The following is a 26,385-nucleotide window of genomic DNA, read 5'->3' as shown; positions in this document are numbered from 1 at the left end:
CGGGGGCTAAGGCAACACGATGATAAAATAGACATGAAGATGACAGGGGAACTGGTACCGATTATCATGTGAAGAGGGATCTTCTGACGTATTGGTCCTCAGCTGGCATGAAGAGATCTCGGCAGAGCAGGCCCAGTTGCCTGCCGCTCCCAGGTACCAGGTCCCACGTGATCAGCTGCAGCAGTGACGAGGGCAGAAGGAACCTGCAGGAAGGTATGGAAATAGCCTTTCTTGTCAGAGCGGCTTTCGAGAAGGAAATTGTCCTGGTAGCTATGTCGGAGTCTTCTGCGAATATTATCTAGTCCAATCCTGTGGCCCGATGGGCGGGTGGAGCACCGCAGGTTGGATGTCCTGATCTGGAGGCCCTCTTCATCAAGTAGAACATTGATGATAGCGCCTTGCCCCTTTTGCGTGAGATTCCCATGTTTGAATATATTTTCCACAAGGGTCAGGAGAACAAGGGGGATGAACCGTACCCCTGCCAGGTTAGGGCTGTACACCAGTTCGATATGAAGCTTATGGTCGTTCCGTAATTGGTATATGCGTATCAGGTGCTCCACCTGTTCTATTTCTTTTAGAAGATCTGCTTCCATGTGCTCTTCTTCGCGCTGGAGTGAATAACGCATCATTTCGGAAAGCGACAGGATGGTTTCGGCAGCCTGAGCGGAAGTCTTCCGGACACTGTTGTACACAAAGCTAAGGGTGTTAAACAGAAAATGGGGATTAATTTGTGCCTTCAGAAAAGCATTCTGGGACTTGATCAGTTCATGTTGAAGGGTTTGCTTCTCAATTATCTGGAGCAGGTGCTGTCTTTCTGCCTGTTCTGCACGTAGTTTTTCTTTTAAAGACTTGATGAGAAAGTAGTAGCCTGTTGCAAATCCCATAAAATAAATGGCGCGCCAGGTAGATCGCAGGATGTAGTTATAGTCGAGCGCGACAGGGCGTAGCATGGTGACACCCAGATACCGGGTCAGCAGCAGTTCTGCCCCATAAACAACAAAGACGTAGCACGCAAGTACCAGGAAGACCAGGAAGGGGAGTACCAGTACCGGCTTGGCGGTCCCCAGAAGTGTACGGGGAAGAATGACTGTCGCAAACAGGTAAAATAGAAGGATGTTGAGAATGTAATGCACGGAATAATCCAGCAAGGAACCGAATGAGCCGGTAACAAGACCAACTACCAATACCTCGTAGGCGATGAAGCTTACCCAGACAAGAAAATGGGTTTTATAGCCCTTAATAATCGAGTACAATTGCATTATCTTTGGTTTTATGGCTAATGTATAACGGCTCGGTCCGGTGGTGGAATAAATTTAGGCTGTAAAGGCGTAGGTCATAAATTTTTCATAAAAGCTATGAAAAAACATACGAATATCCGTCTTAATCTGAAATTGAAAACAAGTTTTTCCTTTCGGCCAACCAGTTTCTCTGGAGGAATCTTCAGTACCGAACCTGCTACCACACCGATTACCTTGACAACTGGCGTCTTTCCGGGCGTAGATGTTTAAAAAGTAATGCGGGCATATTAATTTCCGGCGGATCCTAACCGGCCGGAAATTAATACGTTGCCGGTAACATACTGGAGGAACTGCTGCCGGTAGGTATCCCCGATGGGTACTTCCAGGTTATTGACAAGTGTGATAGTGCTTCCTTCAATCTGTTCGACGCTCTTCTTTGCAATGATGAAGGATCTATGCACACGGATAAATCCGTTCGAAGGAGACAGAGCCTCTTCCACTTCCTTCATCGTCAGGTAAGTAATATGTTTGTGGCTGGCTGTATGAATGATTACATAGTTTTTTAACCCCTCTACTGCGATGATCTCTCCTGTACGTACCCGTATCAGTCTACTTTTCTTGTCGCTCTTAATAAAAAAACCCTCGTCAGTCTGCTGAGGGATTGCCGGATGGCTTCCGGACTGCCTTTTGAAGACGCACTTAACTGCTGCCAGGAATTTATTGAAGGAAATTGGCTTAAGTAAAAAATGATCCGCCTGAACATCAAATGCTTCCAGCGCATATTTAGAATGCGCCGTAGTGAATATCAAAAATGCAGCATGGGACCGCAGGGTTTTCGCCAGTTCAATCCCGGAGATCCGTGGCATGTCAATGTCCAGGAAAATGAAATCGTACATTATATCGCCATGGAAGTCCATAAGGGCTCTTACCGGGTCCTGGTATGTTCCGGCAAGCTGGAGTTGAGGTACGGATTCGATATAGTCAGAAAGTAACTCAACGGCGTGGCTCTCGTCGTCTATCACCACACACCGATACTGATGGGTTTCGTTCATGTAAGTACGAGTTTGTTTTCGTAGATCAATTAAGAAATAATAGGTTGGTATCTACCAGTTTTCCCATGTAAAAAGGAGCAGGCTACAAATACTGGCTATTCCTGTGGGGTGAATACAGGTATTTCAATACAGAGCCAGGTTCTTATCATACTGCATAGCGGTCGTTGCCTGTGTCACCATGTAAAACAAATATACAATATAAAAAATAATTGCAGGGTCCCAGGCAAGGGAATGCATCAGGCGGCCCCCCTGCAACAGGGTTTTTCAGGTCAGACGCACCTGTTTGTCCTCCCAGGCAGGGTGTTGGTGTAATAAATTTCTGATACTATCTCAGATTTAATAGTTTCATTCAGGTAAGGTATAGTTATCGAATGGGGAAAACACTGGCTGATGGGAATAAGCAGGGATGCTTCCAGAAATTATCCGCTGATGGGCGCCTGCTTCAGGAATTGCTTCCGGTACAACCACTGGAAGGTGGGCCAGCAAGCAGGCATCCAAAGCAATCCGTATGAAAACCAACGTATCTGTATGAATATTTCTCTTGCTCTTCCTGCTCTTAACCGGGGGTGCACACACCGGTCTATTTTATTTATAGTTGGGAAGTTGCTAAGCAGAAATGACATTCCCGTGAACCGGGCATCCCGAAGAAAAACTTTATATCCATCCTGATTTTCAAACTCTTTTGTAAGTCAGCGATGGGCTGGCAGGACTGGGGGTGGTGCACCAGGCCATTCATAAAGACATGGACACACTGCTGGGAAAATTTACCAGGCCCCTCCTTATTGCTCTAAAGGAACACGATGGAGACTTCGCTGTAATTGAAAACATCAAAGATGCCAAAATCGCCCTATTAACTGATTGCGGGGAAATCAAGAGGGTGACAGCGGAGGAGTAGGCGGGGACGTGGGATCATACAGTCTTGACACTTGATGCCAGTGCGAAAGGTGCAGGATTGCCCCGAAACAACTCCCTGACAGGTTCCCGGTAGTTGTCCGTGTGGGGATGAATGACTTTGATTCTGATGCGGAGGCGCAGGCATTTTGCTCGAGTCTCCTGGGAGATCACTGCGGTTCACTCTTTGTAGTGTAGTCTCCTGTTATACCCACATCCGGGAAGCGGTATGTTTTTTGACCTTTTGCTGGCACGTACACCAGCAGGATTCACCTGCAGCTGCTATTGAAGTCTCTGCGGTATGTGGGCCTGAGACCATACTGCCTGTCTGGACCGGAGTACCCTGGGATTCACCCTGCTGGCTGATCCCTGGCTCCATGTGTCGTATCAGGGAGTTTTTCATGATAATATCCTGCCTAAAAGCCTTTCCTGAAGAAATAGCGTGTCACCTGCAGGAAAGGAAACATGAAATTTTGAATGAAACAAGATTTAACAATTTACCGATGTCCAAGAAGTTGATTAAGCTTATACAAGCTAACAAAGAGAAGTTCAATATCCATGTCCCTTCTGGGAAGGTGTGGCGCAAGATCTCTGCTCAAATCCACAAAGAAAGCAGTTCATCCAAAAAGTGCCGAGATATCTCCGGGAAGTAAACAGGTGGGACTTCCCATATCATTGTTAATATGTGGAACATGCATATAGCGAGGAAGAGGCGGGACTTCTGATGCAGAATAGGGCAGATAACTTTAAAGGTTACCTGCAATGAAATCACCGCCACAGTTGAGAGATATTTCAGGAAATGAAGCGTTGGTGCTAATCGCATATTTATAAAAAAGATTGCTTACTCATTCAAAAATATGAAGATAGATAAGTTTCTACTGTCAGTTGCTATACCTTTTGCTGTAGCCTCATGTGATACTAAGCGAGCCACTACTGAAGCGGAACAGTCTTATGGTGTAGAAAGAATTATACCAAGAGAAGTCAATAACATTGTTCTTATTTTTTCCAGGAATGATCAAGCCAACAGTAATAAGAAAAGTTCTTTTTATACTGCGAATAACGTTCGTTATTATGAAAACGTGATTGATAGGATTGATGTTGAGTTGCAGAATAAAGAGCAGGAGGATACCATAGTGGTAATAACTGACAGGAAATTACAGTCAGTTGACCTGTTCCACAATTACGTGACATTTAACTACTATTTTCAAAAAGGAGATACCGCCGTATTTTCTTTTCGAGATGATATACCCTATGTTCAACTGATCAACAGAGAGACGAAAACTTATGATACTAATCTATCACTTGTTTTGAGAAAGCGATTCAATCAGCCCCTAAAAGAAAGTGGTATAATGAGACTTTCCGCAGATAAAGCTACAGTTGCAGAAAGATTTGAAATCATCAAGGCGAAATATCAGCAGGAGCAGGGATTTCTTGATTCCTTACAATCTAATGGTTTATTAACACATTCCATTTGGCAAGTTGCTACTCAGCAACAGGTATATAAGCTATGGGAAGCATTGCTTGACCCAACCTTAGCACCCTATAGAACTGATGAGTCAGTCAGTTTCCCTTTGTCAGAATTAGTAAATAATGATCGTCTGATCTTTGATGATTTTTTTCACAGGTTTTTAAAATACAAATATTTGTGGAGTGATCTGATGGGGATTAGAAAAGTGAGGCATTCACAAGGTATTTCACTTGACTACAAGGAAGGGTATGAAAAAGTTAAAGCGAAGATAGGAAATCACAATGTAAAGAATCTCCTGCTCTTCTACTGTCTTCAGATGATTCAGGATGAAGAACCTAAAGCCATCTTTAATGCTTACCTGAAACAATTTAAGGTAGATGTGCGAGATACAGCTTATATAGCCTATCTAGACAAGAATTTTAATAATAAGCCGAATAGCCCACCAGGCTCCTCCACGTTAACAAATTTGTTTAATACGAGAAAAGTTGAGTTTAATAAGTTAATTGATGAAAACAAGGGAAGAGTAATTTATGTGGACTTATGGGCAAGCTGGTGCAAACCCTGTTTGTCAGTCATGCCTGCGTCACATCTGCTACGGGAGCAGTATAAGGGGGAACCGATAGTATTTATATACCTATCTATCGACGATAAATTTACTGCTTGGGAAAAAGCAGCCGAAAAAGTGGGCCTGGTGTCTTCTGAGGATAACTTTTTACTGCTAAATCCTAGAGATGCCGGTCTTACGAAGCAGATCAGTTTAAGAACATTGCCTCGTTACCTTATTTTCGGAAAATCTGGTGCCTTATTACATGAGAATGCCCCCGGTCCGGATAGCCCTGAATTAGTAAAGCTTCTCGATAGGTATATTAAGGAATGATTTACTTTAATCTGGATGTGGAAAGAGTCTAAACATAAAGTCTTAATGTAATGCACAGAATCAGGAATCCAAATATCTGATAACATCACCTATAGTGCATAAAACCCAAAACGTAAACTGTATCGAGCAATAAAATCCAATACAACCTAAACTTTACATACATGAGACACCTTATCTTACTATTACTTCTTGGTTTTTGCTGCTGTAGCAGTTATGCGCAATTAACCTATCATGTTGATGTGTCCTTCTCAGATCCTTACAATACTAAAGGAGGGGTAGTAGACGGGGAGGTGATAAAGTTGGAATTCTCCTTTCACGATAGGGTACAACAATCAGTAGTAAAAGATGGTAAAGCTACCTTTACTGGTACCCTTGCTGAACCCACCGTTGCTATGCTAAACTATAAGAGCGGCGGCGTCAAAATTTTACTTGACGGAAATAAGTATACTCTGAATTTGACGGCAGTGAAAGAGGCAAATTACTTTATCTACAAAGATAGCGTGATTACTACCTCACCGTTCCATAATGTGTGGCGCGAATTCTATAAAAATAACAGAGCCCAGACAAGGCGCAAATTAGAACTTCTCGATGAAATAGATCTGAGCCAGGATAAACAGCAGATGACTTCTCTGCAACGGGAGTTGGTGTTACTGGATTTAGAAATTGCAGAAAGTTATAAAACGGTTGCATTGGAAAATTCAGACAACTATGCAGTAGCTTATTTTATGGGCGATGCGCCTGACTTTTCCTATAAAAACTATATGCCTGTTTATTCTGCTTTAAAAGAGGATGTAAAACGTAGCCAGTTAGGCCAGCGACTACTCAGTAAACTGACTGCTGTGAGAAATCTATCTGAAGCAGATGCTGTTCCTGTCAATCCAATCAGCAAGAAATATATTGGACAGAAGATGCCAGAAATAGTGGGGGTAGATGAAACTGGAAAGCGTGTAAGACTGGGTCTTGAAAACTACAAAAGTAAGTACACACTTATAGAGTTCTGGGCTAGTTGGTGCGGCCCATGCCGTAAAGTAAATATAGATATGCGGGCGAGTTATCCTGAGTACAAAAAAAAGGGGCTTGAGGTAATAGGCTTTTCGCTGGATACAGATGCCACGAAATGGAAAAAAGCGGTAGCACAAGATAATACAGGTTGGTTGCAGGTATCAGATTTACAGGCAAGTCATTCGCCCGTAGCCCGATTCTTAAACATAGTTTCATTACCATCCAATGTCATAATTGATGCTAGTGGAACCATCGTAGGAATGGATGTATATGGTGAAGCGTTAGACAAGATATTAAATAAATAAGATAGGTCACGCTATAGAATTAAACGTAAATAAAAGCTCCCAGGAGCATATAAATGTGCAATCCACGCTTATGGTATTCCTGGTTTTTTCACCACCTCCTTCACATCACAAAAGGACCAGAACCTGACTGTTTCGTTTTCGGCTTACTTTATGATAAATATGATTTTTGAAAATGTAACAAAGTATATAAGACTAAAGTGTATAGTGGTGGACCACCAATAGTTGATTCCAAAAACAAGAAACACTGGATGCATTAGATGCAGACACGAAACCCGAACACAGCGATGAGAATGAAATGGCTTCTTTTTTTACTGCTTGTGCTGCAGCAGGTAGCGGGCTTTGCGCAGCGAGAGGCTACCAATTGGCATTTCGGGAATAAACTTGCCATGAACTTTAAAAGCGGTTGTCCTGTCCATTTTACAGTGGGTGATATGGTGACATTCGGGGGTAGTGCCGTCATGTCTGATAAAGATTCAGGTGCGCTGCTTTTTTATACCAATGGAAGAACCATCCGGAACAGTATGCACCAGCCAATGCCAAACGGGCACTATTCCCCTTTAGATTGTGCCAACGGAATCGGGCAACCTGCCCTGATCGTGCCGATGCCCGGGAACGAAGATCTCTACTACGTTTTTCACCAAAATTTCAGAACCTACCCGGAAGGAGATAAACTATATCAGATTTGTACGACCGTGCCTGCCTTGGCCTACAGCATGGACGTGCTGTATTCAGTGGTGGACATGCGGTTAAATAACGGATTAGGCGATGTGGTAGCTATGCAAAAGGACATGCTACTGCAAACCAAGGCAACCGAGAAACTCACCGCTGTACCGCACAGCAACGGCAGAGACTACTGGCTTGTAACGCACGAGTGGGATAGCGATGCTTTTGTCGTTCACCTCATCACTCCAGCTGGTATTTCATCCCCGTTTGTGCAGCGCATTGGCTCTGTTCACAGGCAAAAGCCTAACCACGACAATAGCGAGATCAGGGGCATGATGAAAGCTTCTCCTGATGGGAAGAAACTGGCTGTTGCCGTGAATGGGGGAGCACGCCCTTTCGACCTGTTTGACTTCGATGCAGCTACAGGTATCTTATCGAATTATGTGAACCTTGGAAATCTACATGAACAGTTTGGTGTATCCTTCTCGCCCGATAACTCGAAGCTTTATGTATCAAACGTAGACATAAGCAGGATGCGGGACGGAGAGTACTACCCTGATAATATTGTGCAGTTTGATTTGCTGGCTGGTGACACAGAGGCGATCATTACCTCTGCCCAGAGCGTTATCATGGACAACCCGTTGTTTAACAGACCGCCCCAGGGTGGAATCGGGGGCGGATTTAATGACATGCAACTTGCGCCTGATGGCAAGATCTACATGATTGGGAATAACTGGATGGTGCTTGATCCGAGCTTAGGCAACAATAATGTGGTTGTGCTTCATGCCCCTAATAAAAAGGGATTTGACAGTAGGCCAAGCTATAGTACACTTACCTTCAGCGGGCAGCCAATTGATGCCGGTCTGCCCAACTTCATACAGTCTTACTTCAACGGCTTAGAACCTGTGTCCTGCCCTGCAGCCGATGAATGTACATTCTCAGTGTTCGATCTGTATCCGAATCCTGCCACAGGTGTCGTAAAGTTTAACCTCCTTGCCTGTGGTGGGAAGCAGAATTTTAGCCTTCACATTGTAAATGCGATTGGGCAAGTTGTGCGGGAAGATCTAAAAAGGTTGAGTTTTGAGGACGAGGTAGACCTATCGGGTTATGCCGCTGGTCTGTACCTGTTTATTTTCACTTTTGAGAATAGACAGCAGGTGGTGAAGAAAGTAGTGAAAGCAAAGTAAGAATAGTGTATCTTTAAAAATACATATAAGAACTATCCCGTCAAGTATGACATCTATGCCTTCGGTTAAGGGTGAGAAGCAGTTGGAAGGCATGCGGGCATAAAATTAAAAAGATAAATGAAACAAATTCTACTGCTCTTTCTCCTGCTTTTAGTGATGTAAACACAAGCAGCGGCCCAAGCTAAGAAACCAGCTGATTTTGGACTCAGGTATTTACAGACTCTTTACAAGCGGGACACAGTGGAGATACTGGTGATGTCAAGACAGGGAGAAGAGAAAATAGAGAAGCCTCTGTTCCTTTTTGTGCAAGGGTCGCTTCCGGTACCACTCATCCTGCTCAAAGAAAATGGGGAGTCCTACAGCGTCTTTCCATGTATGCTGAAATCCTGCTAGACAGCTATCACCTTGCTATAATCAGCAAACCTTTTGTGCCGCTTATCAAAAAAACGGCTGAGTTGCGAAGAGACATAGCCTATATTAACCCACAGACAGGCGGTTTTCCTTCAAAATATATCGAGCGGGATCAACTGGAATACTATGCCGGCAGAAACAAAGAAGTAATAAAGTTACTGTAGAAGCAAAGCTGGTAGGTAACAGGGACATGGTCGTCGCTGGTCATTCGGAAGGAGCGGCTGTAGCGGCTAAACTGGCGGAGTGATCCAAAGATGTTAACCGGCTTGTCTTTTCCGGCGCTAACCCTTCCGGAAGAATGATGACTATGGTTTCACAGATAAGGCAGCAGGACGACTCATTGGGTACGGTCACAGAGAAGCAGTTTCAGTTCTGGCAGGATCTGGTAAACGATCCGGAGAATAACCAGGTACAGAGAGAGACAACCTTTAAATCTATCTATAACTTCTCACAGCCTCCAATAAGCTCATTGCGCAAGTTAAAGATTCCTGTGCTAGAGGCTTATGGTACAGAAGACATCGTTGCCCTTTTTTTGATTTCATGCGCATCGAGGCTATCCGTGACAAAAAGAAAAACTTTAACTTCAGACCTTATGTCGAAAGAGAGCATAATTTCTTTGGGTTTGACGAAAGTGGAAGCGTAAACTATGACGATTTCGGGTGGTATCAGGTAGCGCAGGATTGGAAAGAGTGACTTCAAAAGCTATAAATTCATTGCCCAGGTTATTAGCAAGCACGCGGACATCGCGTTTCCCTACTGCCCCGCGGGAAAATAAATCCCTGAAATCTGAGCGGTTGCATCTGTGGTTTTTCAGAAATAACAATGCATCTGCTTCCTATTAATCCATTATTGTACCTGTGCCATAGCAGCGCAGGAAGTTGTGAAACTACTTATGGCAAATGGTAGCATTACAAATGCCCTGGAACCTTAAAGACGGAACATAAAAAGATAAATCTATTTCTATTGTTACGATAATTTCGTAGAATTACGACATGTTCGTAATAATAAAGGCTTCAAAAGTGTTTGCTTTAAATCTTCGCTTTTTTAGCTGTAATAATCAATGAAGCTTTTATGAAAATCCACCTGTTACTTCTGTTGTTCCTGTTCTTAAGTTTTCCATCACAGGCCCAGCATACCTTATCCGGGAGGGTAATAGACGAAGCTTCCGGAGAGCCGCTGGAGTTTGTGTCGGTTTATATAAACACCACTACCCGGGGGACTGCCACTGACGAGCACGGAAAGTTTTCGCTCACACTGTCTGCAGGTAAATTCGAGCTCATTGTTACCTACCTGGGCTATGAGCCTATAATTTACTCGCTTGACACTAGGCTGCCACTGCCAGACCTGCTTTTTAAAATGAGCAAAAAGGTGATAGGCTTGCAGGAATCTGTCGTGCTTGGAAAGAGGGATGAAGAGTGGTACATCAACCTGGAAGTATTCAAGCAAAACTTCCTGGGAAGAAGCGCCTTGGGTGGGCAATGTCGGCTGTTAAACCCAGAAGTGCTAACTATCGTCTTTGACCCTAACACAGGGATATTGGATGTCGCATCGGATGAATTGCTACAGATCGAGAACCAGGCTTTGGGGTATAAAATAGAGTACTTGCTCGAGGAATTCAAGCTTTACACCCGGGGAGGCTATTGCTATTTCATGGGGTACCCGCGCTACATTCCCTTAGAAGGGGGGAGAAGCAAGCAAAAGCGGTGGGCAAAGAAAAGAGCTGTGGCTTATAACGGTTCAGCCATGCATTTCATACGGGCACTGCGTGCAAAAAAACTGGAAGAGCAGGGGTTTAACCTGCGCCGGCTCTACCGCATGCCAAATCCCAACAGGCCAAGTGAAAATGAAATTGCTGCGGCCCGTGAATTGAGCCGGTTAGCGGGGGGTCCTGCCTATGTACATGACTCGGTGCGCAGTGTGCTGCAGCGGGCAGGGCTGCCAAAGCACATTGAGCAGTTAGATGCCCGTAAGGTTCCTTATCAGGAATACCTGCAGGTAAGCCAGGATAGTGTGTTGCTGCGCTTCAGGGACTACCTGCAAATCGTGTATACCGGCGAAAAGGAAGAACAGGTCTATGTTTACCTACAACACCCCTTCCGGAAAAGGCACCCTATGTACCAGACTTCTGTTATCTCCCTGCAGTCTGCTTTCGTGCTGGTAGAGGAGAACGGTACTGTTTCGCCTCCGCTTGATCTGTTATTGGAAGGCTATTGGGGTTTCGAGAAGATTGGCGACATGTTGCCGCTAGACTATAGCCTTATACCTTGAGCTTTGTAATTGTAAGTATGGAACACCCGGACGAAAGTTGTAAACTCAATGATGAATGCATATCTTTATTGTGAGATTTGCAGTTATTCTTGTCACAAAAGAAGTGAGTGATCAGGTGAGTAGATGAGAGGGGTTGCCGTAAAGTATTGATGGCCAGTTTGTAATCAGGTTGGTTCGAATCCCTCACTGTCCTTGCCCGACTATTGCCCTAGGTGAGCACTCGTATTCACTGAATAGACCGTAGGCGTTGTCGCAGCAGTGAAGGCCTGCTAGGAGAGGAGCTGAATCTCATCTTGGACCGAAGCTGTCCGGTGCAGGTGCAGGGCCAGGTTGAAGGCCTTGCCGCCTGCACCGCCGCCATGATCAGATTTTGCGTTTGATTAGCATGTGCTGGCTGGTTTCCTGCTGGATTTCTGGTATTGTCTTTTTTCTTCCCTGCCGGATCCACTCAGCTAACTCATTTTTATAGAAGTATAGGCGCTTACCCTTCTTGTTGAAGGGAATTTCCCGACGACAGGTTTTCACGTAGACAGTGGCGACGGAAAGGTGCAAAAAAGCAGCGGCCTGGGTGACATTGAAGATTACCTCCGTGTCCTGTGGTTGGAGATGCTCTGACAGACGCAACTCCAGGTGTTCCATTTTTTCGAAGAGCAGACGCATGGCCTGGGGCAGTTGCTCAAAAGTGAAGTTTTCCATAACAGCTTTTCTTTTGGTTTGTGCTGCAATGGTAGGTGTTTGTTTGAGTGGGATACAAGCAGGCGGTACTGCTTCCTCCCTGTTTCTTAGTAAGAACTATAGTTTTTTTGCGTGCGAAGCACCTGGACGATGGTGAAGCTGCCGTCCGCCTGCTTTCGCACATCCAGGATAGGCGACTGACATGGTTTGGCGTTGGAGGAGATAATGGCTCCCAGATAATTGGGTGGCAAAGATTTTTGCTGGCCGCGGTATACGTAGGCAAAGTGCGTAGCGATCCACGTCTCCATTTCCCCTTTGAGGCAGCCCACGATCAGGTTAGCCTCGTAGAGCTGCTTAAAGGCATCGGCCAGTTGCTTGCCATTTCCGTGGAAGAGCAGGGGAGAAGCAGGTGCCTGGTTGTGGAGGAAGAGGGGTAACAATTGACCCTGGTCTGCCTGGGTGAAATACCCCTTCAATACCTCCGTGAATTTTTCGGCCACGCCATCCGTAAAATGCGGGTAGCTCAATACAGGCTTGCCTGCTACAGGCTGTACAGATTTGCCACATTCCTCTTCCGGAGTGAGCAAGCGCCTGGCCTGCCTGATGAAATCGGCCAGGAAGGCTTCCCTTAGCCTGACGGATTCGGTAAGATCATCCACAAATTGCTCATCAATCACAATGCCAGTACATACTGGTTGTAGCGCAGGGACAGGAAACAGCTTAGGCAGACTGATTTGAAACAGGAAATCAGGAGGATAGTTAAAGTCAAGATCAAACCGGCAGCTATGGAAGTTGACCCAAAATGCCTGAAAGCGTTTTTCGAGCAAATCAAGTTGTTCCAAAATGGCCGGAAGCCGTCTGTCATCCAGGACAAGTATGTCTACTAATGCCGTTTCTGTAAGAAGCTTGAGCTCATTCTCAAAGGAAACGTCCCCGTAGCTGGTTTCATGTGTAATCTCATAAACCTTCACCTCTTCCCGGCCAGCGCTTTTGGGACAGTAAATCTTTTTCGGTACTACCTTCAGGTTAAATGTTTGGAGGTGGGTGATGAACTTTTTCAGGTGTTTCATAGTGCCAGGGCTTTGCGGTGTGCATCACACGTTTACCTGCTTAGCCTGAGCTTCTGCTAATCAATTAAAGCAGGCGTTCAAGTGATTCCTGTAGTATTGCTTATGAATATAAATATATAAGGTTGGAAATGCAATTATTACTGCTTGCATTGTCTCCTCAAAATAGAATGATTCATTTTATGGTTATCTAAAGTAGTAACTATGGTTACCGTTTTTTGCCTCAGTGCATTCGTTGATTTTCCAGTTAGGAACTGAATAGAATTGAAAGACATAGTGGGTAGTAACATGATCGGTGCAACAGGTAACGCAGATCTGTTGTGTGTAAACTAATGTTTATCAGAATTTTGTTTAAAACCTCTTGATCAGGGATGACTACGGTCGCTAATAATAATACCTCTACCTTATTTAGCCGGTTTTCAGTTTAATAGTAATAGCCAACTGTCTCATTAAAATCGAATTAAACATCTTCTGCTCGCTGAAATGCGAGAGCTTTCAATTCCTGCTGTGCTTTTGGGATCCCGTACTTGGTTGCAATATTCCTCCAGCATCTGACAGCAGCTTTTACTTCTTCCTTAACTTTTTTGGCTCTTTCTTCCGTCAATCGAAAGTACTCGCTTACTTCCATTGCAAGGTCAAGGTCCAGCGCATTGTCATTATCAGATATGTTTAATTTCAACCCGCTACCATTTTCAACTGGGTTTATATCGTATGCTGGTGACAGTACCCAACCTCCCTCTGTTAACATAAATCCATGATTCCGAAGGTGATCATCCGTATTGGAGACACATATATGAAAGACTATTCTGCGCCAGAGCTCCTCAAGATCCCGATCTACGTTTGCGCCATTTGCTATAAGGAATTCAACCATTTCCAGATAGCTTGCCCCATCCTCATGGTCCTGGCCGTCTTTGTACCCTAACAATGTGATAGCCGAAGCAAAATGTATTCTTTCCCCGTTACTTGTTCGGTCGAATCTCTTCGTTAAAAATGTGTAGTTTTCAGAAGAGAATTTTTGAGCTTTGGACTCGGCCATGTCTATACCGGCTGCAATGGCCAGTTCATAGGTGACAATTTCCCACCCTCCAATATCTTCTTGATCGTTTCGACTTGGGAATTTTGCTATCCATAAGCCTCCGTCCTTATCTATAATGCTTGCTTTTGGCCGGGCTCCACCTAGCGATGCTCCTGGCGCCACCAATATACTCAGCCATTTTAGATATTCTGGATCCTCGATCACGTCATCTTCTTCCAATCGTAAGCTGATTTGTTCTAACTCGCGAAGAGAGGTCCAGGGAGGACTGGCCATTTCTCTGTTGTTGCTCATAAATGGACCATCTTCAGCTAATTTAAATCTGAGCGCACCCATCCTGTGGCCATCAAAAACACCTAAAAGATAGTCTGTTTCAAACAGCTTCTGTTCGGGTCTTCTTTCTTTTCTAGCCATTGCTGCCTCACGTCTGCGCATCAATATCCGGCCCCATCTGTCCGGAGAAGAGTCTAGAAACATCCCGAAGTTTTCCTGTTCCTCATTTAAATAATGAAGACCCGCATACATTTGCAGGTTCGGATCCAGTAGCTGTGAAGGGCCGTTCTTTAGCCAGTCTTTATCATATTCGAAAGAGAATATCTCCTTTCCCTTCAATCTTTCAGAATGTAGCATTCCCATCAGCATGGGGTCGTTCAATCCTTGCCAGTGGGCATATACAAATAGTGACCTTTTGTTTTCCTGCTTTGCCATTACTTATCTGTTCTTTTAGGGGCTCGCTCGCTAGTGATGATTTCAGCATCCTGTAACTTTCTTCCTAATAAATCATCCTTTGCAACTGAAAGCAAATCCTTTTCCAAACCTAACACCTGTAACACGAGTAAATAAGAACCAATGCTAACAGTTGGAGAGCCTTTCTCAATTGCTACCAAGGTTGGTCGGCTGATATTTGCCCGTTCTGCCACTTGTTCCGAACTAAGTTTTCTTCTCAATCGGGCGAGTTTTATATTTTCACCCATTTCAGTTAGAATACGCTTTGTTTTAGGTAATATTATTATTTTCTTTTTGGCCATAATGTTAAATATAATTTACAAATATACACCTTTTTGTAAATTATATTTAACATTATTATAAATAGAGTATTTATTGCAAATATATAATCCATTCACACGACAAGATATGCCCAGGGGGTGCATCCTGCTGTAGTTTCTCCACATGAATTATGTGTACAGAAAAGAATCGCATGTGTATGAACATAAAGGGGCTATAAAAGCCCCTCATCTGCCATGGAATAATATGTATCGCTCGTCAGGATTAGGTGGTCCAACAAGGCTATGTCCAGCAGCCCGGCACCTTTTTTCATCTTCTGGGTCAGCTGCAGGTCTGCTGTACTGGGCTTAAGGTTACCGGAGGGGTGGTTATGGCAGAGGATGATGCCGCTGGCGCAGGCTTTCAATGCGGCTACGAAGATGAGCTTCGGGTCTGCTACCGTTCCTGCTACGCCGCCTGTGGATACTTCGAAGATGCCCAGTACTCTGTTGGCGCGGTTTAGCAGCAGAACCTTGAACTGTTCGACAAACTCTATTTTGCCGGTATCCCAGCTCCCCTTCAGCACCTTGTATGAATCTGTCGAACAGGTAACCTGCGGTCTTTCAGAGGGCTTGACGCGGTTGCGGTAGGTGAGCTTTACTTCGGCTACGCGGTAGATTGCTGGGGATTTAGTTGTCTTTTCCATAATCTTGATCTTTTAGTGTGAGGAAATTGATTATGGTGCCCCGTCTGCCTTCGGTGCCGGACTAAGGGCATAGGTGGAGCCAAAGAAAATGTGGAGGGTCCGCCCCAAGGTGGATACCCATTTTGTTTGGACTACCTTGTCCCGTGTCCGGCCCGCAAGGCTACCTTTGCCCCGAAATGAATGACGTTGGATTTTTGCTTTGAAGTGGCCTGTATGGTGCTGCTCACTGTGGTCAGGCTATGCTTTAACTATCACCATTACTGTTATGCTGTTGAGATGTGGGAAACCCGGAGGTGTTTTCCATATCTCGACAGCGCTCTTGTGTTGCAGGAGTATTGAAAACCTATTATGGTTATGTGTATGGTTGTATTACATGTTTTGCTAAAAGGTATATGTAACTAACAAACTGTATCTCCTCTATACTTGTCTAGTCCTGATAAGAAAATCCCTGGTTGAATTGTTGCGGATAAGTGAAGAGAGGTTGTTTTCTTATTGCAGGCGTAGTTTATTGATTTACTAATGTGTTTTCTGTTCGCTTTTTATTCTTGTTCGTTTTTTGCGAACACCGTCTATTTGCGAACATGGAAGGGAGTTGTTTCATGCTATTATCAGAAAACTGGAGAAAATACCTGCTCTTGGAAATACAATTAGGGTAGAATCACAACCCAACAATATATTATCTGATAGTGTGCTGCACATCAGCAGGCAGGCTTGGCACGTGGAAATATGGCTGGAACTGGGGGCTCCCAGGCCCCTGCACCTGCTTCAGCAGCTTTAGTACGTTAAGCCACCCTTGCTAATAATTACCAATAGGTTGATTATAAATATGTCAAGTTTATTGCGCAATAAACTTGACATATTTATAATCGAAATGTCAAGTTTTTCGTACACAAAACTTGACATTTAATAGTTTTAGAACTTTATTTGTGGTGTACTAATTGTAATTCATTGCTTTATGAATGTTGCAGAGAAGATAGAGAAGAAAATAGGTAGAATGGAGGAAGGACTTACTTTTAAGTATGAACAACTCGGTATCTCCAAAGAAGAGTATAGCGCTGCCACCAAAGCAACAGAAAGGCTTATTCGCAAGGGGCTTATTAAAAGGGTATCCAAAGGAGTGTTTTATAAGCCTAAGAAATCCCGCTTTGGTGAACTCAAACCCCGGGAAGAGGAGTTGCTTAAACCCTACCTGTTCGAAGGTAACAAGCGTGTAGGTTATATCACGGGTAACAGCCTGTACAATCGAATGGGTTTGACTACACAAGTGTCAAACACCATAAAAATTGCCAGTAGATCAAAAAGAATATCAACTAAGCTGGGGAAAGTCGAAGTAAAGCCTTTAAAGAGTTATGTAGATATAAATGATAAAAATTATTATTTATTAGAAATTCTTGACGCACTAAAGGATTTCAGAATCATACCTGATTTAGATAAGAAGTCGGGTGTTAAACTCATGCAAAGCAAAATTCAGAAACTGGACCCTAAAGAGAAAAAGACGCTGATTAAGTATGCGCTGGAGTATCCTCCCCGCGTTCGAGCATTTCTTGGGGCAATAATAAGTGTTAATTCAAAAGAAGAGGACATATTACCTTTGAAGGAAAGCCTAAATCCATTAACATCCTATACTTTAGGCATAAATGATAATATGCTGCCAACAGCTTCCCAATGGTTTATTGAATAAATGAGACTTCACGAAAACAAAGAACTACTGCAGGACGCCATCCAGGCGGCAGCACAACAATTTGAAATAAGAGAGATATATGTAGAAAAGGATTATTGGGTAACTGTAGCCTTATATCATGTCTTTCACTCAGAAGTTGCCAGTCAAGCTGTTTTTAAAGGTGGAACAGCGCTATCCAAATGCCATAAGTTAGTTGAACGCTTTTCAGAAGATATCGATCTGGTTGTATTAAAGAACCAAGGTGAAACAGATAATCAACTAAAAAGGAAAATTCGCTCCGTAAGTAAATCGGTTGAAAAAATACTGCCGGAAATCCAGGTTGATGGGCTTACTAATAAATTAGGGCAGATCCGTAAAACGGTGCATCGATATGATAAAATATTTGATGGTGATTTCGGACAGGCCCGGGAGCATATTGTCTTGGAGGCAACTTGGTTAGGAAACGCTGATCCCTATACGAATAAGCCCGTCAGTTGCTATATAACCGAAATGCTGAAGAGCAGAGGGGAAGAGGATGTAATAGCAGAATATCAAATGGCTCCTTTCGAAGTTCAAGTACTTAGCGAAGAAAGAACTTTTTGCGAAAAAATAATGAGTTTAGTTCGTTTCTCCAGAACCGAAACGGCTATTGAGGATCTGAAAAAGAAAATAAGGCATGTGTATGATTTGCATTTGATGTTAAATAACGAGGCAATAGCAAACTTTATAGAGGGGGATGAATTTGAGGCAATGTTAGTACAAGTAGGAAAGGATGATATTGTTAGTTTTAAAAATAATAATGATTGGGTGTATACCCATCCTTCTGAAGCCATAATTTTCGCAGAGCCAGAAAAAACCTGGGAAAGTATAAAGGTAACTTATCAAACATCATTTAAAGAGTTTGTTACAGGAGTGCTGCCGAGGGAAGAAGCGGTAATAAAATCACTACAGACTTTAAGCGATCGCATAAAGAAAGTTAAATGGGGGTTGTATAACGAATAAAGCTTTAGTGACAGAATAGGTGGTAAAAATGAGTTAATTAATATTTATGTAAATGGCACCTTGCCAACACCCACTATACAAGCATGTGGCGAGGAAGCGGTACAGGGCCAACCTGGTGTCCAAAGAGCTGCAGCACCTGGTTTACCTTATCCAGGCGCAGGGTCTCCTTTCCCTGCTCCAAGTCTCTTAAAAACCGAAGACCAACCCCTGCCTTTGCAGCCAGCTCTGGTTGTGTCAGGTTTGCTTGCTTGCTTGCGTCTTTCCTTTACAAATTCATTTAACTGCATGTCCTATACCTTATCGGGTATAAAAATAACATATGAGGCATTGCTTATACCCGATGAGGTATAGGATCTTGTTAAGCTTTGGAGGTTAAGCGGGCTATTATCTATAGGAACTGAAAGGCTCTCCTTATAAAGTGGGTAAGCCGTTTTAATCTTTTGCTGAGCTCTAGGCCTTTTTATGTGCTTCTGTCCTGATCTCTTTTTATCTGCTTGCTTTTTAAATGCGGTCAGATGGGCTGCATACTGTCGCTTTACATCATCTTCAAAACTGTCGAGGTAGTATTCAGTAGTTTTAAGGTTGCTGTGACCCAGTGACTCTGATATGAATTCAGTTGGTGCACCAGCGCGCTTGAGGACGGTGGAGAAGGTGTGCCTGGCGGTATAGGTGGTCACATTGTGCTCAATGCCCACTGCAGCGGCGACACGCTTGATGTAAAGGTTAATGGTTTTGACTGTCTGCCTGACATAGGCCAGCTCCTGCTCAGGAGTTATATCCTCCCTCAGAATAGGAAAGACATACGTGTCCGGAGAGGTTGGTTTATTGCCCCACCTTTTGATGATGCGGTTTATCTCTGGTGTGCGCATAGCCACAATAGGCTTCAGGGCATGACGGGTGGTGCGTTCTGTCTTCGCCCGGATAAAAGTGATGCTCTCCCGGCTCAGCTGCTTGTACTTTAATCGGGCGATATCCTTGACATTGATGCCGTTGCACAGGTAGGAGAAGATCCAATAATCACGGGCCTTCGCCTGGCTATCGTGCTCGGGATGGTAGTTGTATATTTTCTCAACATCAGCAAGGGTCAGGGCTTTTTTAACATTCTTGCTGGCCGGCATCCTATACTTCCTTCGCCCGAAGGGGTATAGATCCCTGCTTAAATCGCCTGCATCTATAAGATCATTAAAGAGGGTGCGAAGTGTGCGCAGGTACATGCTAACAGTGGTGAGCGTTTTTTTACGGCTGAGCATCCACTTTTCATAGCTGTTGAGAAAGTCTACGGTAACATCGGTAAAGGGCAGCGGCTTTTTTCTCCTCACCAGGTCTTGTTTCCTTTCCTTAGATTTTTGAATAGAGAGTCTCCTTCGGTTGATGGGAGGTTCCTTAAGCATAAAAGAGATGAGGGAGATATAGGCGTTTTCGTAGAAGTTAGCATTTGCGGCCTGTCCATTCTCGCTCATCTGCTTAATACACTGCTCATAAGCGGCAAACACATCCTTTCTTGCATGTAATTCAAGAAACTTTCTGTCAAAGGCCTCAAACGTGAAGAAGGGCATCTTCTCAAGAATACGGACCGCCTTTTGTTCCAAAGCCTGCAGAGACAACTGGATTTCTTTATATCTACCCCTTGGCTTTTCCCCTTGTACCTTAGAAAAGTCTTCCTCAGAAAGGGCGTATTGAGTGCCATAATATTTTCGCTGCCTTTGGAAGGTAATCCTTAATTTTACCCGGAACGTCCCGTCTTTTAGCGGTCGTCTGGTGTCCAACATGATAGAGGTTGATGCGGTAATCATAGCTGTTTTCGTAGAGGTTCTGTGCACACAATTTGCACACAAAGGGCCAAAATAGCAATAATTACTTAAAATTAATTTTTATACAAAAATCTGTAAATCAGCTAATTGTAAAAAATATAAAAGTATATTAAATTAGAAAAATGCTATTATTTGTCGCTTCTAAGCAGTAGGTCTTTGGTTCGAATCCAAACGGGATCACTTTAAAGCCTTGTAAGTCGTTGATTTGCAAGGCTTTTTTGTTTTTATGCCACTTGTATTAAGTTAACTATAGTTTGTGCAGAGACAAAGCGCACAAAGTCGTACTAAAACCAGTGATTAAAAACTATAGTTGATTAACAGCGGGCAATTACTGTTAACTATTTATTCTTCTCATAAACGAGCTGTACTACTCCTGATTTAAATTTACTGACCTCAATCAGATTCAGGTTAATTCTCTCCTTCAGATCCGGGAACAAAGGGTTACCGCTCCCTAATACAGTTGGGTGCACTGCCAGGCGGAAAATGTCGATTAAGTTGTGGTGGAGAAAGGATGTGATCAGTTTTGCACCTCCGTAAAGCCAGATATCTTTCCCTGGAAGCTGCTTTAGTTCGGCTACTTGTTGCGGCAGATCAGATGTAACAAATAGAGCTCTGCTTTCATCTTGTCGCAGTTGGCTGGAGAAAACTACTTTTTGCTTGCTATGCACCGCCGCCCAGAGTAATTTTTCAGCTTCAGAGGCATGCTGGTCCGGCTGATAATTTCCCCACATATCGTAGCTCACCCGACCGTAGATGATGGTATCGATGCCGGAAAGGAAATCGGGGAAATCCATGTCTTCATCCAGCACGCACCAGTCAATTTCGCCATTCGGGCCTTCAATGAATCCGTCTAATGTTACAGCTAAGTCTAAGATTACTTTTCTCATACATTTAACAGTGTAAGGTGTCAGAATCTACTCATACGGAACCGGACAGGTTTCCAGCATTCCTTTCACCTCGGTTAAAGTGTAGCGCTCGTTCTTGTTGCCAAAGTTAGTCTGGATATAGTTGAGCAGGTTGGTTATTTCGTCGGGGCGGAGCGTGTGCACACCGGGCATTTCCTTGTTATATTCTATGCCGTTTACCACCATCGGTCCGTCTGCGCCGTGGCGTATCAGGCAGGCCAGCTCATCGCGGTGGGTCTGCAGGTAATCGGCTTTGGCAATTGGCGGTATAAGCCCGCGCAGCCCCGATCCGTCTTCCATGTGGCAGCTCTGGCAGTGCTGCGCGTATAGTTTCTGGCCCTGGTTCTGCTTATCGGTAAAGCATTGCGTAAGCGTGGTGAGCGCCATCAGCCCTAATACACCTGTTACAAACCTATTTTTTCTCATGCTGTACTTCTTTCAGCAAAATGTCCATGTCCTGCATCAGGCGGTCAACATCGGCGGCTTCGGTGCCGTGGTAGTGCCCCCGTATATGACGGTTCTGATCGATCAGCATAAAATCGCCGCTGTGCGCAAAACCACCTTCAGCCTGGGCATCTTCCTGTACACCAACAAAATACTGCAGCGCCATATCATATATCTTGTCGCGGTCGCCGGTTAAAAAGTGCCACTTTCCCGATGTTACGTTCATACGCTCGGCATAGTCTTTCAGTACAGCTACCGTGTCGTGGGCGGGGTCTATGGTATGCGAAAGCAGCACTACGTTCGGGTTGTCTTTATATTTCTCGTACACGCGCAGCATCTGGCTTTTCATTTTAGGGCAGATGCTCGGGCAGGTCGTAAAAAAGAAGTCAGTCACATAGATTTTTCCGGCTACGGTCTCCTGTGTTACCTGCTGGCTGTCCTGGTCCACAAAAGCGAAATCCGGGATCTGGTGGTACACGGTATCAACTATAGTTTCTCCATTCACCACGCGCTCTACGGGCTCGCGGGAGCCTAAAATGGGCAGCGTTTTTTCGGATGGGTTGCTCTGGCAACTATAGGTAAAGGCTGCTGTAAGTATAACTGAAACGGCAAGTAGGCTTTGCTTAAGGCTATAGTTCATGTTGCTGGTAAACTTGTCGGGCAGCGTTTATCGAGCTGTCCATAGTTGTTTTTACTTTCTCAATTTTCTGAAGTTCCTGGTTCAGGTAGTCCATGGCCTGTTGGTGCTGCAGGGAGTCCGGCGCTTTATAGTTCCGCATCCAGTCCATCATGGCTTCGTCGGCTTTGCTGAGGCTGGTAATGTTTTCCTGTAGTTGCAGCAGCACAGTGGTGTCGGTTTGCTGGGTAGCCAGGGTGTCGCGCAGAGTACGCAGGTTTTTACGGAGCTTAAAGATCTGGCCCATATCGGCCATGGCGCTGTCGTGTACGGCCATTACGTGTTGCTCCAGCTGGGCTTTCTGTTCTGCTTCAGTGGGGCCTGTGTTGCAGCCCGTAAGCAGGGCAACCGAGAGCGACAACAGCAGGAGGGGCTTTTTCATGAGGCCTGTGGTAAATGTTTGCAATTTTGTTGCAAAGGTACGCCCATTGGCAGGAATGTAAAAGCATGAACGCCTTTAAATTAGCTATCAGCTGCCGGAAAGCAGGTTTGCAGCCACCAAAAGCAAAGAGGCTCCGGCAAAGCCAGCCTCTGGAACAGCATTACTCCAAACTGATCTTTCCCTGCAAACTATAGCATCAAATGCAGCGCTTATTCTGCTAACTCAGCCAAATTAATGTTTACTGCTAACTGTTTGCTGCTAACTGTTTACTGTAATGTTAATCCCATTCTTTGAACACGAAAAACACGGCAGCCAGGATCAGGACAAACCCGACTATGTAATTCCATTTCACTTCCTCGCGCAGGTAAAACACCGAGAAGCCGATGAAAACGACCAATGTAATAACTTCCTGAATGGTTTTGAGCTGGAAAGCGGTGAACTGCCCATGCCCGATGCGGTTGGCCGGTACCTGAAAGCAATATTCAAAAAAGGCGATCAGCCAACTGATCAGGATGACTTTCCAAAGCGATACATCTTTGAACTTGAGGTGGCCATACCACGCAAACGTCATGAAGATGTTGGAGATAAGCAGCAGAATTACGGTTTTCATACGTTATAAACTATAGTCTAAAATACAGGAATCTATTTTCAGTTTGCAATTAAGTATTTACTGTTCATTGCAAACTGTATGTGGCACGGTTATCGCTATCAGCGTACTATATATAAAACAACTATACAACTATGAAAAAAATGCACTTGTGGTTGCTTGTTCTTGCCGGTAGCGCCACACTTTTAGCCGGTTGCCAGCAGCGCGACATGGACGACGATGATGAGCGCTACCTGGAAGTAATAGGAGAGTACGAGCAGGTTACGCCGGATGCCGGGTATAAACTGAACCTGTCGTATAACGGGCCGATGGAGTTGCGCCAGAAGTTCCAGAAGTGGGTAGACTCGCTGCAGCAGGAATTGCCAACAATGGTAAAGACCAACGACAACATTTACCTGAACTATATGCCGGAGCAAATGGGCAAGCGTGTAACACCAAATATGTACCAGGTAGGCGTTACTTACATGGTGAACGTAGCCGACAGCGCCACCTACCAGCGCATTGCAGACCAGTTGCTGAAGCGCAACATCCCGTTCAGCCTGAACATGATGGGGACGTTTATAGATCCGGCCAAAAAAGCTGAGATACAACAGCAGATGCTGGGCAAGGCTATAGAGAATGCTAAAACCAAGCTCAACTTCCTGAAAGGCGATGGCAGCCAGAGCTATGAAATCATCAGCATTGAGGAACTGGACAATGTAGCGCCCTATGGCCCCGAATACTACGAGTATAACCGCCGCATGCTGTCGCGGGTAAAAGTAAGAGCCCGCCTGAACGATTAATTTTTTCCTGTTTTTATAGTGCCGTCGGGCTACCTGCGCAAGTGGGTAGCCCGATGTGTTTTTATAGGGTAAATGGTTGTAAAACAGGCACTAATTCGGGTGCAGGATTGTTGATATAAGGTTGGGCCTTTCGCCTCCCGCGCACTGATCCGGCATGGTACTGTAAGCCGGTGTTTTTAGCCGCGCAAAGTATAGCATAAACGAAATAAAAGTGGTAATTTTACCTATTAATCTACCTTATTGACACACATGAGTGAAGTAGAAGCAACTAAAGCAAATAATTATTCCGCAGATAGCATACAGGTGCTGGAAGGACTGGAAGCAGTTCGTAAACGTCCGGCCATGTACATCGGTGACATTGGTATTAAAGGGCTACACCACCTGGTTTGGGAAGTAGTAGATAACTCCATCGACGAAGCCCTTGCCGGCCATTGCGATGAGATCAATGTAACCATCAACGAAGATAACTCGATCACGGTGTCGGACAACGGCCGTGGTATCCCTACAGATTTTCACCAGAAGGAAGGCCGTTCTGCCCTGGAGGTAGTAATGACGGTGCTGCACGCCGGTGGTAAATTTGATAAAGACACATACAAGGTTTCCGGTGGTTTGCACGGGGTAGGTGTGAGTTGCGTTAACGCACTCTCTACTGACATGCACGTGACTGTGCACCGCAACGGCAAAGTGTTTGAACAGCACTATAATATTGGTATTCCGGCGTTCCCGGTTCGCGAGATCGGTACGACTGAAAGAACTGGTACAACGGTAACGTTTAAGCCGGATGCTTCCATTTTCACGGTTACCGAGTACAAGTACGACACCATTGCCAGCCGTATGCGCGAGCTTGCCTTCCTGAACAAAGGCATCCGCATTAACCTGAAGGACCTGCGCGAAATGAACGAGCAAGGCGAGCCACTGAGTGATACCTTTTACTCAGAAGGTGGTCTGAAAGAGTTTGTGGCTTACCTGGACGAGACGCGTGAGAACCTTATTCCGGAGCCGATACACGTAGAAAGCGAGAAGAACGGTGTGCCAGTTGAGATTGCGCTGCAGTACAACACGTCGTATGCCGAGAACATCTTCTCTTACGTAAACAACATTAACACCATTGAAGGTGGTACCCACGTAGCCGGTTTCCGTCGTGCGCTTACCCGTACGCTGAAGGCCTATGCCGAGAAATCAGGGATGCTGGATAAGCTGAAGATCGATATTGCCGGTGATGACTTCAGAGAAGGTTTAACAGCCGTTATCTCGGTGAAAGTAGCAGAGCCGCAGTTCGAAGGACAGACCAAAACCAAGCTGGGTAACTCCGAAGTATCGGGTGCGGTGGACGTGGCTGTTGGTGAAATGCTGAACGAGTTCCTGGAAGAGAACCCGAAGGAAGCCCGCATCATTGTTCAGAAAGTGATATTGGCTGCTCAGGCCCGTAACGCAGCCCGCAAGGCCCGCGAAATGGTACAGCGCAAGAACGTTCTGTCCAGCACCAGCCTGCCGGGTAAACTGGCCGACTGCTCTGACAACAACCCTGAGAACTGCGAAATTTACCTGGTAGAGGGTGACTCGGCGGGTGGATCGGCCAAGCAGGGCCGTAACCGTATGTTCCAGGCCATTCTGCCACTTCGTGGTAAGATCCTGAACGTAGAAAAAGCCCAGGAGCACCGCATTTACGAGAACGAAGAGATCAAGAACATGATCACGGCGTTTGGTGTGAGCTTTGGAACAGCTGATGGCGAAAAAGCTCTGAACATGGAGAAACTGCGCTACCACAAAATCATCATCATGACGGATGCTGACGTGGACGGTTCTCACATTCGTACGCTTATCCTGACGTTCTTCTTCCGCTACATGCGCGAGCTGATCGAGAACGGTTACATATACATTGCATTGCCACCGCTTTACCTGGTGAAGAAAGGCAAGGAAGAGCGCTACTGCTGGAGCGAGCAGGACCGTATAGATGCCATTGCCGACCTTGGTAAAGGCAAGGAAGACAGCGTGAACGTGCAGCGTTACAAAGGTCTGGGTGAGATGAACCCGGAACAGCTCTGGACTACTACCATGGACCCGGAAGTACGAAGCCTGAAGCAGGTAACGATAGAATCTGCTGCCGAAGCCGATCACCTGTTCTCGATGCTGATGGGCGACGAAGTTGGCCCACGCCGCGACTTTATCGAGCGTAACTCGAAATACGCCCGTGTAGACGTATAAACCATAGTTTAGCTATAAATTAAAAGCCGGCTGTACTGCAAAGTACAGCCGGCTTTTTTGCTGGTGGTGTGGTGTTAGCTATAG

Annotated in this window: 25 protein-coding genes; 11 read left to right on the top strand and 14 right to left on the bottom strand. The window is 45.0% G+C overall.

Annotation, left to right across the window (positions count from 1 at the left end; translation table 11 throughout):
• Positions 1–98 precede the first annotated feature (98 nt).
• Together H7F15_RS12010 and H7F15_RS12005 are read right to left on the bottom strand one after the other, a co-directional pair.
• Complete coding sequence (locus tag H7F15_RS12010) at positions 99–1,259, bottom strand: sensor histidine kinase (RefSeq protein WP_185197215.1); 1,161 nt, start codon at positions 1,257–1,259, stop codon at positions 99–101.
• Positions 1,260–1,525: 266 nt separating this feature from the next.
• Positions 1,526–2,290, bottom strand: coding sequence for a LytTR family DNA-binding domain-containing protein (locus H7F15_RS12005; RefSeq protein WP_185197214.1), 765 nt, complete (start codon positions 2,288–2,290; stop codon positions 1,526–1,528).
• A 742-nt stretch (positions 2,291–3,032) separates the two neighbouring features.
• Between H7F15_RS12005 and H7F15_RS12000 the strand changes: the two genes are divergently transcribed.
• The 7 genes from H7F15_RS12000 to H7F15_RS11970 all read left to right on the top strand — a co-directional run bounded on the left by H7F15_RS12000 (position 3,033) and on the right by H7F15_RS11970 (position 11,362).
• Positions 3,033–3,185, top strand: coding sequence for a hypothetical protein (locus H7F15_RS12000; protein WP_185197213.1), 153 nt, complete (start codon positions 3,033–3,035; stop codon positions 3,183–3,185).
• Between the two features lie 853 nt (positions 3,186–4,038).
• Entirely contained in the window at positions 4,039–5,526 is a 1,488-nt protein-coding gene (locus tag H7F15_RS11995) for a TlpA disulfide reductase family protein (protein ID WP_185197212.1), read from the top strand.
• 161 nt (positions 5,527–5,687) lie between these two features.
• Positions 5,688–6,833: a TlpA disulfide reductase family protein gene (locus tag H7F15_RS11990; RefSeq protein WP_185197211.1), complete on the top strand. Its 1,146-nt coding sequence runs from the start codon at positions 5,688–5,690 to the stop codon at positions 6,831–6,833.
• 290 nt (positions 6,834–7,123) lie between these two features.
• The gene (locus H7F15_RS11985) at positions 7,124–8,683 is read left to right on the top strand and encodes a T9SS type A sorting domain-containing protein (RefSeq protein ID WP_185197210.1); all 1,560 of its coding nucleotides are present in this window, start codon (positions 7,124–7,126) and stop codon (positions 8,681–8,683) included.
• Between the two features lie 371 nt (positions 8,684–9,054).
• Positions 9,055–9,258: a hypothetical protein gene (locus H7F15_RS11980; RefSeq protein ID WP_185197209.1), complete on the top strand. Its 204-nt coding sequence runs from the start codon at positions 9,055–9,057 to the stop codon at positions 9,256–9,258.
• A gap of 376 nt (positions 9,259–9,634) precedes the next feature.
• On the top strand, positions 9,635–9,787 hold the full coding sequence (locus H7F15_RS11975; RefSeq protein ID WP_185197208.1) for a hypothetical protein: 153 nt from the start codon (positions 9,635–9,637) through the stop codon (positions 9,785–9,787).
• A 378-nt stretch (positions 9,788–10,165) separates the two neighbouring features.
• Positions 10,166–11,362, top strand: coding sequence for a carboxypeptidase-like regulatory domain-containing protein (locus H7F15_RS11970; protein WP_185197207.1), 1,197 nt, complete (start codon positions 10,166–10,168; stop codon positions 11,360–11,362).
• Positions 11,363–11,725: 363 nt separating this feature from the next.
• Here the strand turns inward: H7F15_RS11970 and H7F15_RS11965 are convergent, their stop codons facing one another.
• From H7F15_RS11965 to H7F15_RS11945, 5 genes are all read right to left on the bottom strand, one after another.
• A complete protein-coding gene (locus tag H7F15_RS11965; protein WP_185197206.1) occupies positions 11,726–12,058 on the bottom strand; it encodes a helix-turn-helix domain-containing protein in 333 nt (110 codons plus the stop codon).
• A gap of 86 nt (positions 12,059–12,144) precedes the next feature.
• On the bottom strand, positions 12,145–13,107 hold the full coding sequence (locus H7F15_RS11960) for a hypothetical protein (protein ID WP_185197205.1): 963 nt from the start codon (positions 13,105–13,107) through the stop codon (positions 12,145–12,147).
• A 457-nt stretch (positions 13,108–13,564) separates the two neighbouring features.
• Complete coding sequence (locus tag H7F15_RS11955; RefSeq protein ID WP_221627055.1) at positions 13,565–14,845, bottom strand: type II toxin-antitoxin system HipA family toxin; 1,281 nt, start codon at positions 14,843–14,845, stop codon at positions 13,565–13,567.
• Positions 14,845–15,165, bottom strand: coding sequence for a helix-turn-helix transcriptional regulator (locus H7F15_RS11950; RefSeq protein WP_185197204.1), 321 nt, complete (start codon positions 15,163–15,165; stop codon positions 14,845–14,847). The genes H7F15_RS11955 and H7F15_RS11950 overlap by 1 nt, the downstream gene beginning before the upstream one ends.
• A 191-nt stretch (positions 15,166–15,356) precedes the next feature.
• Complete coding sequence (locus H7F15_RS11945) at positions 15,357–15,827, bottom strand: RadC family protein (protein WP_185197203.1); 471 nt, start codon at positions 15,825–15,827, stop codon at positions 15,357–15,359.
• A 955-nt stretch (positions 15,828–16,782) separates the two neighbouring features.
• On the opposite strand from H7F15_RS11945, the gene H7F15_RS11940 reads away from it, so the two are divergent.
• Both H7F15_RS11940 and H7F15_RS11935 read left to right on the top strand, forming a co-directional pair.
• On the top strand, positions 16,783–17,508 hold the full coding sequence (locus H7F15_RS11940) for a DUF6088 family protein (protein ID WP_185197202.1): 726 nt from the start codon (positions 16,783–16,785) through the stop codon (positions 17,506–17,508).
• Entirely contained in the window at positions 17,509–18,489 is a 981-nt protein-coding gene (locus H7F15_RS11935; protein WP_185197201.1) for a nucleotidyl transferase AbiEii/AbiGii toxin family protein, read from the top strand. It abuts the gene before it with no gap.
• Between the two features lie 73 nt (positions 18,490–18,562).
• Here H7F15_RS11935 and H7F15_RS11930 read toward each other — a convergent pair whose 3' ends face one another.
• From H7F15_RS11930 to H7F15_RS11900, 7 genes are all read right to left on the bottom strand, one after another.
• On the bottom strand, positions 18,563–18,712 hold the full coding sequence (locus H7F15_RS11930) for a hypothetical protein (RefSeq protein ID WP_370523713.1): 150 nt from the start codon (positions 18,710–18,712) through the stop codon (positions 18,563–18,565).
• Between the two features lie 67 nt (positions 18,713–18,779).
• The gene (locus tag H7F15_RS11925) at positions 18,780–20,282 is read right to left on the bottom strand and encodes a site-specific integrase (protein WP_185197200.1); all 1,503 of its coding nucleotides are present in this window, start codon (positions 20,280–20,282) and stop codon (positions 18,780–18,782) included.
• Between the two features lie 356 nt (positions 20,283–20,638).
• Positions 20,639–21,187, bottom strand: a complete 549-nt coding sequence (locus H7F15_RS11920; RefSeq protein WP_185197199.1) for a dihydrofolate reductase family protein — start codon at positions 21,185–21,187, stop codon at positions 20,639–20,641.
• A gap of 27 nt (positions 21,188–21,214) precedes the next feature.
• A complete protein-coding gene (locus H7F15_RS11915) occupies positions 21,215–21,631 on the bottom strand; it encodes a cytochrome c (RefSeq protein ID WP_185197198.1) in 417 nt (138 codons plus the stop codon).
• Complete coding sequence (locus H7F15_RS11910) at positions 21,618–22,289, bottom strand: SCO family protein (RefSeq protein ID WP_185197197.1); 672 nt, start codon at positions 22,287–22,289, stop codon at positions 21,618–21,620. Before H7F15_RS11910 ends, H7F15_RS11915 begins: the two co-directional genes overlap by 14 nt.
• Positions 22,279–22,707: a hypothetical protein gene (locus H7F15_RS11905; RefSeq protein WP_185197196.1), complete on the bottom strand. Its 429-nt coding sequence runs from the start codon at positions 22,705–22,707 to the stop codon at positions 22,279–22,281. The genes H7F15_RS11910 and H7F15_RS11905 overlap by 11 nt, the downstream gene beginning before the upstream one ends.
• A 277-nt stretch (positions 22,708–22,984) precedes the next feature.
• Positions 22,985–23,317: a DMT family protein gene (locus H7F15_RS11900; protein ID WP_185197195.1), complete on the bottom strand. Its 333-nt coding sequence runs from the start codon at positions 23,315–23,317 to the stop codon at positions 22,985–22,987.
• A 131-nt stretch (positions 23,318–23,448) separates the two neighbouring features.
• On the opposite strand from H7F15_RS11900, the gene H7F15_RS11895 reads away from it, so the two are divergent.
• Positions 23,449–24,096 carry an SIMPL domain-containing protein gene (locus tag H7F15_RS11895; RefSeq protein WP_185197194.1) on the top strand — a complete coding sequence of 216 codons (648 nt, stop codon included), beginning with the start codon at positions 23,449–23,451 and terminating at the stop codon, positions 24,094–24,096.
• 249 nt (positions 24,097–24,345) lie between these two features.
• Positions 24,346–26,301: a DNA topoisomerase (ATP-hydrolyzing) subunit B gene (gene gyrB, locus H7F15_RS11890; RefSeq protein WP_185197193.1), complete on the top strand. Its 1,956-nt coding sequence runs from the start codon at positions 24,346–24,348 to the stop codon at positions 26,299–26,301.
• Positions 26,302–26,385 lie beyond the last annotated feature (84 nt).

Origin of the sequence: Pontibacter sp. Tf4 (assembly GCF_014212495.1) — a bacterium.
Lineage (GTDB): Bacteria > Bacteroidota > Bacteroidia > Cytophagales > Hymenobacteraceae > Pontibacter.
This window is presented reverse-complemented; position numbering and strand designations above follow the sequence as displayed.

Excerpts from the sequence above, each read along its gene's own strand:
- H7F15_RS11895 (WP_185197194.1), top strand. The coding sequence starts at position 23,449 with ATGAAAAAAATGCACTTGTGGTTGCTTGTTCTTGCCGGTAGCGCCACA.
- H7F15_RS11955 (WP_221627055.1), bottom strand. The coding sequence starts at position 14,845 with ATGGCAAAGCAGGAAAACAAAAGGTCACTATTTGTATATGCCCACTGG.
- H7F15_RS11950 (WP_185197204.1), bottom strand. The coding sequence starts at position 15,165 with ATGGCCAAAAAGAAAATAATAATATTACCTAAAACAAAGCGTATTCTA.
- gyrB (WP_185197193.1), top strand. The coding sequence starts at position 24,346 with ATGAGTGAAGTAGAAGCAACTAAAGCAAATAATTATTCCGCAGATAGC.
- H7F15_RS11995 (WP_185197212.1), top strand. The coding sequence starts at position 4,039 with ATGAAGATAGATAAGTTTCTACTGTCAGTTGCTATACCTTTTGCTGTA.
- H7F15_RS11935 (WP_185197201.1), top strand. The coding sequence starts at position 17,509 with ATGAGACTTCACGAAAACAAAGAACTACTGCAGGACGCCATCCAGGCG.
- H7F15_RS11990 (WP_185197211.1), top strand. The coding sequence starts at position 5,688 with ATGAGACACCTTATCTTACTATTACTTCTTGGTTTTTGCTGCTGTAGC.
- H7F15_RS12000 (WP_185197213.1), top strand. The coding sequence starts at position 3,033 with ATGGACACACTGCTGGGAAAATTTACCAGGCCCCTCCTTATTGCTCTA.
- H7F15_RS11925 (WP_185197200.1), bottom strand. The coding sequence starts at position 20,282 with ATGATTACCGCATCAACCTCTATCATGTTGGACACCAGACGACCGCTA.
- H7F15_RS11915 (WP_185197198.1), bottom strand. The coding sequence starts at position 21,631 with ATGAGAAAAAATAGGTTTGTAACAGGTGTATTAGGGCTGATGGCGCTC.
- H7F15_RS11910 (WP_185197197.1), bottom strand. The coding sequence starts at position 22,289 with ATGAACTATAGCCTTAAGCAAAGCCTACTTGCCGTTTCAGTTATACTT.
- H7F15_RS11945 (WP_185197203.1), bottom strand. The coding sequence starts at position 15,827 with ATGGAAAAGACAACTAAATCCCCAGCAATCTACCGCGTAGCCGAAGTA.
- H7F15_RS11905 (WP_185197196.1), bottom strand. The coding sequence starts at position 22,707 with ATGAAAAAGCCCCTCCTGCTGTTGTCGCTCTCGGTTGCCCTGCTTACG.
- H7F15_RS11980 (WP_185197209.1), top strand. The coding sequence starts at position 9,055 with ATGTATGCTGAAATCCTGCTAGACAGCTATCACCTTGCTATAATCAGC.
- H7F15_RS11940 (WP_185197202.1), top strand. The coding sequence starts at position 16,783 with ATGAATGTTGCAGAGAAGATAGAGAAGAAAATAGGTAGAATGGAGGAA.
- H7F15_RS11920 (WP_185197199.1), bottom strand. The coding sequence starts at position 21,187 with ATGAGAAAAGTAATCTTAGACTTAGCTGTAACATTAGACGGATTCATT.
- H7F15_RS11965 (WP_185197206.1), bottom strand. The coding sequence starts at position 12,058 with ATGGAAAACTTCACTTTTGAGCAACTGCCCCAGGCCATGCGTCTGCTC.
- H7F15_RS11900 (WP_185197195.1), bottom strand. The coding sequence starts at position 23,317 with ATGAAAACCGTAATTCTGCTGCTTATCTCCAACATCTTCATGACGTTT.
- H7F15_RS11970 (WP_185197207.1), top strand. The coding sequence starts at position 10,166 with ATGAAAATCCACCTGTTACTTCTGTTGTTCCTGTTCTTAAGTTTTCCA.
- H7F15_RS12010 (WP_185197215.1), bottom strand. The coding sequence starts at position 1,259 with ATGCAATTGTACTCGATTATTAAGGGCTATAAAACCCATTTTCTTGTC.
- H7F15_RS11985 (WP_185197210.1), top strand. The coding sequence starts at position 7,124 with ATGAAATGGCTTCTTTTTTTACTGCTTGTGCTGCAGCAGGTAGCGGGC.
- H7F15_RS11975 (WP_185197208.1), top strand. The coding sequence starts at position 9,635 with ATGCGCATCGAGGCTATCCGTGACAAAAAGAAAAACTTTAACTTCAGA.
- H7F15_RS11960 (WP_185197205.1), bottom strand. The coding sequence starts at position 13,107 with ATGAAACACCTGAAAAAGTTCATCACCCACCTCCAAACATTTAACCTG.
- H7F15_RS12005 (WP_185197214.1), bottom strand. The coding sequence starts at position 2,290 with ATGAACGAAACCCATCAGTATCGGTGTGTGGTGATAGACGACGAGAGC.